Source organism: Saccharopolyspora sp. 6M (assembly GCF_020176775.1).
Lineage (GTDB): Bacteria > Actinomycetota > Actinomycetes > Mycobacteriales > Pseudonocardiaceae > Saccharopolyspora_C > Saccharopolyspora_C gregorii.
This window is the reverse complement of record NZ_JAIUJZ010000081.1, coordinates 32036-44906: the sequence shown is the minus strand read 5'-3', so window position 1 is coordinate 44906 and position 12871 is coordinate 32036. Positions and strand designations below refer to the sequence as shown.

Here is a 12871-nt window from a genome sequence, read left to right as displayed (position 1 = left end):
CTAACCTAATTTGATCGCCGTGCGGTGTGAGGAAGGGAACCTTTCTGCCACCGGTGGCAGAAAGGTTCCCTTCCTCATCTCCGCAATCCTCTTCAGGGAGTGCTGGTCCAGCCCGCCACCCCGCCCGGCACCGGCGCGTCCGGGTCGTAGGGCGTCCGGGTGAAGATGAACGTGTTCAGATCCAGATGGCTGACGTTCCCGTCGGCGGACCGGCCGATCCGGAGTTCCTCACCGGAGTAATAGCCATCCAGACCGATCCACCGCCCTTCGTGATCCCGGCGGAAGCGAGAAGCCCGGCCGCGTCCCTGCCACGGCACCAGATCTAGCAGACCGTCGGGCAGGATCCGGAGCACGTACGGCGAAGGTCCCCAGAACCACTGCCCGGTCAGCTCGAGCAGTCCGGCCTCAACCTCGGCTCGAGGTACCCACGGCTCGGGGATGCGCGGTTCGTGCGCTTCCAGCAGGTCGAGCAGGTCGGTCACCAGCGCCGAGGAAACACCCGCCGTGGTGTTGGCCATGAAGATGATCCCGGTTCGATCAGCAGGATCGGCCATGGCGGTAGCGAGGAACCCCGGCATGGATCCGGTGTGCCCGGCGAGCCTCCGCCCCTGATGCCTGATCAGCTGCAGCCCGAGCCCGTACCCGGCACGCCAGACGTCCCCGTCGTCGACCGCGCCCGCAGCTCGCATCTCGGCGACCGTGTCGGGGTGCAGCACGTCAGCGGTTTCACCGGCGACGAAACGAGCCCACCGGAGCATGTCGTCCACGGTCGACCACAGCTGGCCCGCGGGCGCCATGGCACCACCGTCCTCGGCGGGCTCCGGCAGCAGCACGTCGGCCCACGGATGGACCGCCCACCCCTGCGCGTGGGGCGCCTCGGGGTGGAAGGTGGTCCTGGTCATCCCCAGCGGTTCGAGGACCTCCTGCCGGACCGACTCGTACCAAGAACGACCGCGCAGCCTGGCGACCAGCTCGCCGAGCACGCCGAACCCGGTGTTGGAGTAGTGGAACCCGTGCCTGGGCCGTGGCCGGATCGCCTGTTGGTCGACACCGGCGAGCAGCTCTTCGACCGGGCCGCCTTCGGTGCGTTCCCACCAGTCCCCGGCGGGCTCCGCGCTCATGCCGCTGGTGTGCGAGAGCAGGCGGGCGATGCTGCGATCGCCGACGGCGGTGCCCGGGACGTGTTGGTCGAGCTTGTCCTCCAGGTTGAGCAAGCCCTCGTCGCGGAGCCGCAGTACGGCGACGGCGACGAGCGATTTGGTGATGGACCCGATGCGGTACTGCGTGTCCGAGGTGGGTGCCGCCCCGGCTACCAGGCCTCGGCTGCCCGTCCAGAGCGTTTCGCCGTCGCGGACGATGCCGGCGATCAGCGACGGCACCCGGTTCTGGCTCTGCTCGACGGCCAATCGCCTGAGCAGCGCTCGTTCGGTGGAAGGCAGCAAGCTCGTCATGGCGCCCATGCTGTCACGGACATCAGGTGAGCAAGGGAACCTTCCTGTCACTGGTGGTAGGAAGGTTCCCTTCCTCTCGTGGAGGGGACGTGGGGTGGTTGGCAGGATGGGACCTGTGGGCGATCGGGTTGATGTTCGTGGCGTGCTGAGTTTCCTCGGGTTGACCTACGCGGTGACGTGGGCGCTGACCCTTCCGATGTGGGTCACGGGGACGGGGTTGACCTGGGAGTGGGCTCCGCTGCTGCTCGTGGTCATGATGTTCGTGCCCGCCTTGTCCGCGGTGGTGGTCACGAAGTGGATCAGTCCGCGGCCTGCGCCGCTGCGCGAGTTGGGTGTCACCGGTGCGGGCGGCCTCCGGAAGTGGTGGGGGCGTGCGCTGCTGGCCTGGCTCGGTCCGCCGGTGCTGATGTTGCTCGCACTGCTGCTGGGCGCCTTGTTCGGCGTGTACCAGGCGGATTGGACCGGGTTCTCAGGGCTGTCCGAACAGCTCGGTGTGGTGGGCGAGAACGCGCCGTCAGCGCCGTCGCTGGCGCTGATCCAATTGGCCCAGGTGTTCTTCCTCGGCTGGTTGAACGTGATTCCCGCGGCGGGCGAAGAAGTGGGCTGGCGCGGCTACCTGACGTCGGCGTTGTTGCCGTTGGGTCAGCCGGGCGCGTTCCTGGTGACGGGCGTCCTGTGGGCCCTGTGGCACGCTCCGCTGCTCGTTCTCGGCTACAACTACCCGAACGCCCCGGTGGTGGTCGCCTTCATCATGATGGGCTGCTTCTGCAGCTTGCTGAGTGCGCTCCTGGGGTGGCTGCGGTTGTCGTCGGGCAGCGTGTGGCCTGCGGCGATCGCGCACGGTTTCGTGAACGCGGCCGCTGGTTTCGGCGTTCTGTTCAGCGCTGCGGGCAGCCCGGTGAACAACGTGACGTCGGGGCTGCTCGGCTGGTCCGGCTGGATCGTGCTCGCGTTGGCGATCTTGGTTCTGGTGCTGCTGGGGAAGCTCCCGGTCCCGCCGCCGGACGAGGAGCCCGGCTTGACCCGCGGCGTTCGCAGGCTCAGCCGTCGCTGAGCGACCGAGGAGTGAGCACCGGAACCGGCGCCGGCACGAGCGCGCGGAAGGGAACCTTCCTGTCACGTCGGCGATGAAGGGAACCTTCCTGCCACACCTGCGGCGAAGGTGCCGTCTCCCGCCACGTCGATGAGAAAGGGAACCTTCCGGTCACCTCCGCGGTGAAGGGAACCTTCCTGTCACCGGGCGGGGCCGAACGTGCGGAGGGGCCGCCCGCACGATGCGGACGGCCCCTCCCCGATCAGATGGCGATCACGGCGCAGGCGGTGGCCCACCGGGAAGCGGTGCCACGGGCAGGTCCTGGTGGATCCTGTTCATGGCGTCGAACCAGGTCCGGGCGGGCACCTTGCCACCGAAGATGTTGCCGTCGCTGCACAGGAACGGCGGTGCGTCGCCACCCGCGTCGCAGATGCCGCGGGGGCGCGATCCGTCGGCGTAGGTGAGCACCGCTCCGGCCATCTGCGGGGTCGCGGCGAGGAACGCGGCGGACTTGCTCTCCTGGGTGGTCCCGGTCTTGCCGATCATGGGCCGGGTCCAGCCGGCGGCCGTGGCCGCGGCCTTGGAGGTGCCTTCGGTGTCGTCCTTGCTCATGCCTTGCGCGAGCTGACCCGCGACTTCCGGCGAGATCGCCTGTTCGCAGGCCGCTTCCTTGATGGGGACGTCGTTGCCGTTGCGGTCCTGGATCTCTTCCAGCGGCGTCGGCGGGCAGTAGGTGCCGCCGCTCATGATGGTGGCGGCCACGTTGGACAGTTCGAGCACGCTGGTGGGCGTGTAACCGAGGGTGAAGGCGCCGCGCTTGTTCTTCTTGACGGCTTCGGCCTGGGCGGGCCCGTTGGAACCGTCCTTTTTGAGGGTGGAGCCTGCGCTGTTCACCCCGTTCATCCCCTGCCGCAGGCCGAGCCGGGAAGCCATGTCGACGACGTTGTTGAGCCCGACCTTCTCTTGGAGCGCGACGAAGCCGGTGTTCGGCGAGGTCGCCAGCGCCATCTGCAAGGTGCGGTCCCCCGGCTGGACGCCTTCGGCGTTGCCGACGGTGTAGGGGTTGGTCCCGTTCTTGTAGACGCGGGACGTGTAGGTGGCGGGCACCGGCACGTTGTCCGCGATGGTCATGCCCTGTTCGAGCGCGGTGGCCGCGGTGAACACCTTGTAGATCGAGCCGGCGCCGAACGGCTGCACCCGGCTGACGATGTCGTATGCGGTCTGCCCGGCTGCGGGATCGTTGCCGAAGTCGCGGTTGGCGACGAGCGCGCGGACCTTGTGCTTGTCGGTGCCGGGTTCGACGACGGCCATGGCGTTGGCGATGCCGTCGGTCTGGGTGGGCACCTGCTTCTTGGCGGCTTCCTTCGCGGCATCGCTGGCGTTGCGGTCCAGCGTGGTGCGGATGGTGTAGCCGCCGGTCTCCAGCTCGTCGTCGTCGATGCCGGACTTCTCCAGGTAGTGGCGCACGTATTCGCAGAAGAACCCGTCGGTGGTGCCGTCGCCGATGCCGACGCAACCGTTCGGCGGGCGACCCAGCTGCGGGGTGAGCCCGAGCGGCTCCTCCTTCGCGACCTTGGCGTCCTCTTCGCTGATCCGGAGCCGGTTGTGCGGGTCCGTCATGAGGTCGATGACGAGGTTCCGGCGTTCCATCGCCTCGTCCGGATTGGTCCGCGGGTTGAGCGATCCGGGCTGGTTGACGATGGCGGCGAGCAGGGCGGACTGCGCAATCGTCAGCTTGTCCGGGGTGGTGCCGAAGTAGGTCTGGGCGCCCGCGCCCACGCCGAAGGTCTGGTTCCCGACCGGCACCACGTTCAGGTAGCCGGTGAGGATCTCCTCCTTGGTCATGGTGCGTTCGAGCTCGACGGCGATCTTCGCCTCGCGCAGCTTCCGCGCGATCGTCGTCTCCTTGGCCTTCTCCGCGTCGACCTCGTTCTGCGCGACCACGTGCACCAGGTAGTTCTTCACGTACTGCTGGGTGATCGTGGACGCGCCCTGGGCGGTGCCACCGGTGCTGACATTCTTGGCGAGGGCACGGACGGTCCCCTGCCAGTCGACGCCGTCGTGGTTCCAGAAGCGCTTGTCCTCGACAGCGGTGATCGCGGCCTTCATGTACCCGGAGATCTGCTCGGGCTTGGTCTCGACCCGGTAGTCCTTGAAGAAGTGCGCGATGGGCTCGCCGTCCTTGTCGGTGACCACCGACACCTGCGGCATGTCCCGCTTGGCGAGCGAGCTGGACATGCTCGACATCGCGTCGGTGGCCTGGTTGACCACCGCTCCAGCGCCGGTGGCCATCGGCATCATGAGGAACGCCACCAGCACACCGGCCAGTACGCACAGCCCGAACATCTTCAACAGCACGCCGCTGCGCACGCCTGCCCCAATCACCGCATGTCCATGACGACCTGATCTCGACCGCTGACCGCAGGCCCGGGTAGGTGCGCCAGGGCGGCGGTTCCGAACGTTCCGGGAGACGCGGCGGCTCTGCCGTGAGATCGCCGAACCTGCTCCATCGGTCCCTTCGTTGATATCACACCGGCTGGTCGGCGCCGACCTCCGGCCGACCTTCCGGAACCGGCGTTCCCCCTGGCACCGCGAGGAAAATCCGCCGTGCGGCGCAACCGCCCCATACCTCCGCCATCGGACATCACGACCAGCGGTCCCCGGGGACGAGCGACGTGCGCCCGATCCGCCGGAACGAGCACGCCGCCCGTGATCGGCCGACTACACTGGGGTTCGACTAACCGTGCGGAGGGGCTGATGGTCGACCCGTTCTTCGATTCGCTGGCGAACGCGCTCGGCGGGCAACTCGCCGTCGCGCTGGGCACCGCCGCGCAGGGCGCGCTGGCCAAGGTGCGGAGCTTGCTGCGGCGCCGCGGCGACTCCGACCCGGAGACGATGGCCGCGCTGACCGCCGCCGAGCAGCCCTCGGCGGGCGAACCGCAGATCAAGGCCTTGGCGGAACGGCTGGACCGGGTGGCGCAGGACGACCCCGAGTTCGACGCGGAGGTGCGCGCGGCGGGCAGCAGCGTGCATGTGGAGCTGTCCGCCTCGCAGAGCCGCGTGGTCAACCAGAACTCCGGCGAGGTGCGGACCCTCGTGCAGACCGAGCAGATCAACGGCGACATCACGTTCAACTGAGCCGCCGCCCGCGGATTCAGCCCTGGCGGTCCGCTCGGTCGAGCTCGGCCAGGTAGCGGTTGTACTCGGCGAGCTCCGGATCCTCGTCCGCGTCGACCGAGCGCGCCGGCGGGGGCACCAGCGGACGTCGTCGCGGCCGGGCGTCCTCCGCCGCCGGGGTCTCGGGTTCCGAGGCGGGTTCGGGCACCGCGACCGGCGCGTCCTGGCCGCCGCGCAGCTCCATCCGGATCAGCCAGACCCACATGCACACGGTGAACACGCCGAACAGCGGCCACTGCAAGGCGTAGCCGAGGTTCTGGAAGCTGCCGCCCGCCTCGTGCGCCCGGTCCCACTGCCACCACGCGAGGAAGCCGGTGGCGATGGCCGCCGCCACGAACAGCGCGTGCAGCAGCAGCCAGCGCGGGGTCAGCATCCGTCTCACGCCGACGATTCTAGGCGTCCCGCGGCGCGGGTCGTCAGGCGCGCGGGCCGGGGGCGGTGATGGCGAACAAGGGAACCTTCCTGTCACCGCGGGGCGGACGTCGTGCGGCGGTGCCGCCTTGAGCTGCGCCGACGCGTCCGAGCATGCGTTCCGGGCCTCCGTGCGAGGAAGGGAACCTTCCTGTCATCTCCGCGCGGAGGGGAACCTTCCTGCAACACCGCAGGGCATGACTCACCGGCGTGGGCCGGTGCGAGCAAGGGAACCTTCCTGTCACCCCGCCTCGGCGCCGGGGTTCATTCGGTGAGTTCGTGCAGCATCCGCTGCGCCTCGGCGAGCTGTCGTTCGAGCTGTTCGACGCGCTCCCGCTGCTGTTCCCGGGCGGCTTCCAGCAGTGGTTCGACGGCGGCCGCGACCTCTTCGTGCAGGGATTTCGCGGCTTGCGCCACGGCGGAGGTGGACACGGGGGTGGGCCGCAGCACGCGCTTCTTGCCGGTGCTGACTTCGACGTTCCACTGTCCGGCCTGGTCCGCGGTGAGGATCACGGTGGCGCCGGCGGGCGGTTTCGGCTTGCGCCGGTTCGCCGCCGGGGCGGATTTCGAGGTGTCGTCGGCGGCGGGCGCCGGCTTGGTGGCCGGTTGCGGTTCGCGGGTCTTCGCGGCCGGTTGCGGCGTGGCGGGCTGCGGTTCGGGCGCGGTGACCGCGGCTCGCGGTGGTTCGGGAGTGCGGGCGGCGGCGACGGGTTGCGTTTCCTTGCGCTTGCGCGGCGGTTTGACGACGGTCACCTCGGCGGCGGAGAAGGACAGCACGTCCTTGGACCCGGCCGGGCGGATCTGGATGAAGTCGCCTTCGGCCGGGTCGTCGAGGGCGACGACCTTGCCGGAGCGCCCTTCGGGCACTCCGACGGCGGTGGCGGTGAACCACACGGTCGGCGTGCCGCCGGAGGTGAGTTCGTCGCGGAGTCCGCTGATCTCGTCGGACGTCAGCGTGCGGGCCTGTGGCATCGGAGCCCCTAGCTCAGGGTGCGCCCCGTCCTCCGGCCCCACACCGGGTGAAGTCAGCCGGGGCTGTTCCAGCAATGACGGGCCCAACTATATCGAACGCCCGTGCGAACCATCAACGGTGCCCGGGCGCGGCGGTGACCTCGAAGTCCGCCGGGTCGGCCTTGCGGGTGCGCAGCCAGTAGTTCCAGGTGAAGCCGGGCCAGATGGTGCGGTTGACGCCGTTGACGTCGAGGTACCAGCTCTGGCAGCCACCGGCGGACCAGACGGCCCCGCCGAGCTGGTGCTGGATCCTGTCGTTGAACTCGTCCTGCACGGATTGGCGCACGTCGACCTGGTCGACGTCGCCGCGCAGGATCGGCCGCAGGCAGCTGAGCACGTAGTTGATCTGCGATTCGATCATGAACACGACCGAGTTGTGCCCGAGGCCGGTGTTCGGGCCGAGCAGGAAGAACAGGTTGGGGAAGCCGGAGACGGTGATGCCCAGGTGCGCCTGCATGCCGTTCTTCCAGGCGTCCTGCAGCTTGCGCCCGCCGCGCCCGACGATCTCGAGGTGGTCGAACGCGTCGGTGACGTGGAATCCGGTGCCGTAGATGATGGCGTCGACGGGGTGTTCCTCGCCGTCGCCGGTGACGATCGAGTTCTCCTTGACCTCGGCGACGCCGCTGGTGCGCAGGTCGACGTTGGGCTTGTTCAGCGCCGGGTAGTAGTCGCTGGAGAGCAGGATCCGCTTGCAGCCCATGGAGTAGCGCGGGATGACGGCTTCGCGCACCTGCGGGTCGCGCACGACGCTGCGGATGTAGCGCTTGGCGAGATGTTCGGAGATCTTCCCCAGCAGTTTGCTGCGCAGCACGGCGACGGAGCGGAGTTCGAGGACCCAGTAGACGGCGGCGCGCGCGATGCGCTGCGCGAACGGGATGCGGCGGAACAGCGTGCGGATGCTCCGCGGGATCTCGCGGTCGGGCTTGGGCTGCACCCACGGCGGGGTCCGCTGGAACAGGTGCAGCTTGGCGGCCTGCTCGGCGACCCGGGGCACGAACTGGATGGCGCTGGCGCCGGTGCCGATGACGGCGACCCGCTTGCCTTCGAGGTCGTAGTCGTGGTTCCACTGCGCGGAGTGGAACACCTCGCCCTGGAAGCGCTCGATGCCGTCGACTTCCGGATAGCTGGGGATGTGGAGGGCGCCGACGCCGGAGACGAGCGCGCGGCCAACGTACTCGGTGCCGGAGGCGGTGCGCACGTGCCAGTTGCGGCGGTCTTCGTCGTACTCGGCGCCGGTGAACTCGACCCCGTAGTGGATGTGCTCGCGAATGCCGTACTTGTCGGCGCAGTGCTGGAGGTAGTCCCAGATCTCCTGCTGCTGGGCGAACAGCCTGGACCAGTTCGGGTTCTGCTCGAAGGAGAACGAGTACATCAGCGACGGGACGTCGCAGGCGCAGCCCGGGTAGGTGTTGTCGCGCCAGGTGCCACCGAGGTCGTCGCTCTTCTCGAGCACGATGAAGTCGTGGATGCCCGCTTCCTTGAGCTTGATCGCCGTGCCGATGCCGGCGAACCCGGTGCCCACGATGACGACGGACGTGTCGTACCGCTGTGCCGACGCCTGTGTCATTCCAGCCCTCCCTGATCAGCCACCTACTTCCAAGTAGCCTACTATGAGTAAGTTACCTCCGGTAGGGTTCGGTGGACCGATTCTCGATAAGGTCGGAGCCGTGAACGTGCAGCACGCCGACGACCACTCCGCCCCGGCAGGACGACGCAAACGCCTCCCCCGGGCGGAGCGGGAGCAGCAGATACTGGCCGTCGCCGAGCAGGTGTTCGCCACCAACGGCTATCAGGCCAGCTCCATGGACGACATCGCGAACCGGGTCGGGCTGTCCAAACCGATGCTGTACGAGTACTTCGGCTCCAAGGAAGGGCTGCTGCTCGCCTGCGTCGAACGCGCCCGGCGCGAACTGCTCGAGGCCACCACCGAAGCCGCTGCCGGAGCCGGCGAGAACGCCCACCAGCTGCTGCACGACTGCCTGCTGGCCTTCTTCCGCTTCAGCGACGAGCACGCCCAGTCCTGGGCGCTGCTGCGCACCGAAGCCGCCATCCCGCTCGCCACCGTCAACACCGCGCTCGAAGCCACCCGGCAGCAGCAGACCGACCTCACCGCCCGGCTGCTCGAAGCGTCCCGGCCCGACCTGGACCAGGTGCAGCTGGAAGCCTTCGCCGAATCGATCATCGGCGCGTGTGAGCGGCTCGCGCTCTGGCGCGAGAAGCGCTCCGAGATCACCGCCGAAGAGGCCACCCGGCACCTGATGGCCCTGATCAGTCCGAGCCTCGTCGCGCAGGCCTGAACCAGCCCGCACCTCCCTCCGCAGGACGAGCGGGCCAAAACCACTCGATCGAGCGGCATCCCCTATCGAGGGATCAAGGTCGGTTCGCAAAGCGCCGATGTGGAGCGCGTTGATCGTCTGGAGTTGGCGCATGACCTGATCGGGTCGTCGGCACCCGCACCGGGCGGCTTCACGAGGTTCCCGTCCCGGCACCGCACCCCGGCGCCGGGCCGGGAACCGAGCCCCACCCGCGACACCAAGGAGAACTGATCTTGCGCCCCTGGACCACGCGCACCCTGCAAGCAGCCGTCGTGGCTGCGGGATTCGCCGCAGTCGGGGCAGGCACCGCCTCGGCAGCGCCCACTCCCGACCTGGCCAAGCCGGACCTGTCCACGGTGCCCGACACCATCGGTGCCACCGTGCCGGTGAACGCCTGCAGCGCGCAGGACGCTCCGGGTTTCAACAGCACCAAGGCGCCCTGCGTCGACGCGCAGCTGCGCGCCGAAGCGCCGAACGTCGTCAAGCAGGTCGGCGCCGACATCGTCACCACCACGCACGGCGTGGCCGGTGAGCTCCGCGACGGCAAGCAGCTCGACGAAGCCAAGCTGACCCGCATCTCGCAGCACATCGGCGACGAGCGGCTCCGGGTCGAAGGGCTCACCAAGACCCGCCCGACCATCGGTTTCGACGTCGAGCCGCGGCACACCGGCATCGTCGACTCGCACGCCCCCGGCGGGGGATTCCTCAAGGGCGAGATCGGCCCGCGGCAGCCCGACCACCAGGGCGTGTCCACCGGGGACACCGCGGTCGCGCTCACCGCCGCGCAGGGCTACACGGTGGGCCCGGCGGCCCGGCCCGACGAACTGCTCAAGCACGACTTCCGCGGTGGCGACCTGCCGAGGGTCGGCGACGTGGTGCCCGCCGCGGGCAAGGTCGCCGACATGACCAAGGCCGACGAGCTCACGTCCGTGCCCGGGCAGGTCGTGCACGGCCTCGCCACGGGGCTGCCGCAGCTGCCCGTACAGCGCTGACCTGAGAACGGGCGCGCCGCGGCGCGCACCGAACGCGAAAAGGGGGGGCCGGCCCCGGGGGCGGGGGCCCCGGGGGGCGCCCCCCGGGGGGGGGGGGGGGGGGGGGGCGGGGCGGGCCGCCTCCGGGCCCCGGGTGCGCGCCCGCCCACCTCGTGGTCACGCCGCGGAGGTGGCGCTGACGATCTCGGCGTCCGGCTCGCCGAGGTCGAACGACTCGCCGGCTTCAGCCTTGCGGACCAGGGATGCCGGCGGGGTGAAGCGCTCCCCGTAGCGCTCGGCGAGCGCCCGGGCGCGCTCGACGAATCCGGGGAGGCCGCCGGGGTAGCCGTTCATGTACTGCACCACTCCCCCGGTCCACGCGGGGAAGCCGATGCCGAAGATCGAGCCGATGTTGGCGTCCGGCACGGACCGCAGCACGTCCTCGTCCAGGCAGCGGACCGTTTCGACGGCCTGGATGAACAGCAGCCGTTCGACGAGGTCCTCGAGCACGACTTCCGACGGGTCGATGCTGCCCGCGCCGAGCTCGTCGACGAGTCCTGGCCACAGCCCGGCGCGGACGCCGTCGGTGTACTCGTAGAACCCGGCGCCGCCGGACCGGCCGGGGCGCTCGAATTCCTCCACCATCCGGTCGAGGATCTCGTCGGCCGGGTGCGGGGTCCAGGTGCCGCCGGCGGCTTCGAGCGCGCGCTTGGTCTCGGCTCGGATCTTGCGCGGCAGGGTGAGGGTGAGCTCGTCGAACAGCTGCAGCACCGGCGCGGGGAATCCGGCCTGGTTGGCGGCCTGTTCGATGGTGGCCGGGTGGAGGCCCTCCCCGAGCATCGACACGCCTTCGTTGAGGAAGGTGCCGATGACGCGGCTGGTGAAGAAGCCGCGGCTGTCGTTGACGACGATCGGCGTCTTCTTGATCTGCTGCACGACGTCGAACGCCCTGGCCAGCGCGCGGTCGCTGGTCTGCTCACCGCGGATGATCTCGACGAGCGGCATCTTGTCGACCGGCGAGAAGAAGTGCAGGCCGATGAAGTCCTCGCGGCGGCGCACGCCTTCGGCGAGGGAGGTGATCGGCAGTGTGGAGGTGTTGGAGGCGATGAGGGCGTCCCCGTCGATGACGTCTTCGACCTCGCCGTACACCCGGTGCTTGAGCGCGGTGTCCTCGAACACGGCCTCGATGACCAGGTCGCAGCCGGTGAGCTGGTCGTTCTGGTCGGTGGGGGTGATGCGGGCGAGGACCTCGTCGCGTTCGGCCTCGGTGGTGCGGCCCTTGGCGACGGCCTTGTCGAGGATCTTCTCCGAGTAGGCCCTGCCCTTCTCGGCGGCGGCTGCGGAGACGTCCTTGAGCACCACCTGCATGCCCGCCTTCGCGCACACGTGGGCGATGCCCGCGCCCATCATGCCGCCGCCGAGCACGGCGACCTTGTTCGCCGTCCAGCGTTCGAACCCGTCGGGCCTGCTGCCGCCGGAGTTGATGTGCTGGAGGTCGAAGAAGAACGCCTTGCTCATGTTCTTCGAGGTCTGGCCGCTGGCGAGGTCGACGAAGTAGCGGCCTTCGATCTCCAGGGCGGTGTCGAAGTCGACCTGGGCACCTTCGACGGCGGCGGCGAGGATGTTCTTCGGCGCGGGCATCGGGGCGCCCTTGAGCTGCTTGCGCAGGTTCGCGGGGAACGCGGGGAGGTTCGCGGCGAACTTCGGGTTCGACGGGGTGCCGCCGGGGATCTTGTGCCCCTTCTCGTCCCACGGCTGCACGGCACCGGGGTTGTCCTTGATCCACTGCTTGGCGCGGTCGAGGAGGGCGTCGGCGTCGGTGACGACCTCGTCGACGAGGCCGATCTCCTTGGCCTTCTCCGGGCGCAGCCGCTGGCCCTGGGTGAGGACCTTGAGCAGGGCGTCGGCGATGCCGAGCATGCGGACCGTGCGGACGACGCCGCCGGCGCCGGGCAGCAGGCCGAGGGTGACCTCGGGCAGACCGAAGCGGGTCTTCGGGCCGTCGAGGGCGATGCGGTGGTGGCAGGCGAGGGCGATCTCCAGTCCGCCGCCGAGGGCGGTGCCGTTCAGCGCGGCGACGACCGGGACGCCCAACGTCTCCAGGGCGCGCAGCTGCCGCTTGCTGGTGGCGCTGACCTCGGCGAACTCCTCGATGTTGGCGGGGCGGACCTTGACGAGGTCGCGCAGGTCGCCGCCCGCGAAGAAGGTGCTCTTCGCCGAAGTGATCACCACGCCGGTGATCTTCTCGCGCTCGGCCTGGAGGCGCTGCACGGTCTCTTCCATCGACCGCAGGTAGCGGTCGTTCATCGTGTTCGCCTGCTGCTGGGGGTCGTCGAGGGTGAGCACGACGATGCCGTCGGCGTCCTCGGTCCAGCGGATGGTGCTCTGGTCGCTCATGGCGTAGGTGCCCTTCGTGGTTCGCGAACACCGGCCGGCGGGGTGCGAGCAAGGGAACCTTTCTGCCACCGGTGGCAGGAAGGTTCCCTTCATCGCGGCGGGGCG

At 69.5% G+C, this 12871-nt stretch carries 10 protein-coding genes; 4 read left to right on the top strand and 6 right to left on the bottom strand.

Translation table 11 applies throughout. From position 1 onward, the window contains the following. Positions 1-92 precede the first annotated feature (92 nt). Complete coding sequence (locus LCD31_RS12970; RefSeq protein ID WP_224958319.1) at positions 93-1451, bottom strand: serine hydrolase; 1359 nt, start codon at positions 1449-1451, stop codon at positions 93-95. A gap of 142 nt (positions 1452-1593) precedes the next feature. On the opposite strand from LCD31_RS12970, the gene LCD31_RS12965 reads away from it, so the two are divergent. Then, entirely contained in the window at positions 1594-2505 is a 912-nt protein-coding gene (locus LCD31_RS12965) for a CPBP family intramembrane glutamic endopeptidase (protein ID WP_224958318.1), read from the top strand. A 252-nt stretch (positions 2506-2757) separates the two neighbouring features. Here the strand turns inward: LCD31_RS12965 and LCD31_RS12960 are convergent, their stop codons facing one another. Beyond that, positions 2758-4830, bottom strand: coding sequence for a transglycosylase domain-containing protein (locus LCD31_RS12960; protein ID WP_224958326.1), 2073 nt, complete (start codon positions 4828-4830; stop codon positions 2758-2760). Between the two features lie 411 nt (positions 4831-5241). Here LCD31_RS12960 and LCD31_RS12955 point away from each other — a divergent pair, with 411 nt between their 5' ends. Beyond that, positions 5242-5622, top strand: coding sequence for a hypothetical protein (locus LCD31_RS12955; protein ID WP_224958316.1), 381 nt, complete (start codon positions 5242-5244; stop codon positions 5620-5622). A gap of 16 nt (positions 5623-5638) precedes the next feature. On the opposite strand, the gene LCD31_RS12950 is transcribed toward LCD31_RS12955, so the two are convergent. The 3 genes from LCD31_RS12950 to LCD31_RS12940 form a co-directional block, all read right to left on the bottom strand. Next, positions 5639-6034: a hypothetical protein gene (locus tag LCD31_RS12950; protein WP_224958325.1), complete on the bottom strand. Its 396-nt coding sequence runs from the start codon at positions 6032-6034 to the stop codon at positions 5639-5641. Positions 6035-6336: 302 nt separating this feature from the next. Then, positions 6337-7044, bottom strand: a complete 708-nt coding sequence (locus LCD31_RS12945) for a DUF6319 family protein (RefSeq protein ID WP_224958315.1) — start codon at positions 7042-7044, stop codon at positions 6337-6339. A gap of 112 nt (positions 7045-7156) precedes the next feature. Further along, positions 7157-8650: an NAD(P)/FAD-dependent oxidoreductase gene (locus LCD31_RS12940; protein WP_224958314.1), complete on the bottom strand. Its 1494-nt coding sequence runs from the start codon at positions 8648-8650 to the stop codon at positions 7157-7159. A gap of 100 nt (positions 8651-8750) precedes the next feature. Between LCD31_RS12940 and LCD31_RS12935 the strand changes: the two genes are divergently transcribed. Together LCD31_RS12935 and LCD31_RS12930 are read left to right on the top strand one after the other, a co-directional pair. Continuing rightward, a complete protein-coding gene (locus LCD31_RS12935; RefSeq protein WP_224958313.1) occupies positions 8751-9380 on the top strand; it encodes a TetR/AcrR family transcriptional regulator in 630 nt (209 codons plus the stop codon). 290 nt (positions 9381-9670) lie between these two features. Then, positions 9671-10390: a hypothetical protein gene (locus LCD31_RS12930; protein WP_224958312.1), complete on the top strand. Its 720-nt coding sequence runs from the start codon at positions 9671-9673 to the stop codon at positions 10388-10390. A 156-nt stretch (positions 10391-10546) separates the two neighbouring features. Here the strand turns inward: LCD31_RS12930 and LCD31_RS12925 are convergent, their stop codons facing one another. Beyond that, entirely contained in the window at positions 10547-12766 is a 2220-nt protein-coding gene (locus LCD31_RS12925; protein ID WP_224958311.1) for a 3-hydroxyacyl-CoA dehydrogenase NAD-binding domain-containing protein, read from the bottom strand. Between the last annotated feature and the right edge of the window lie 105 nt (positions 12767-12871).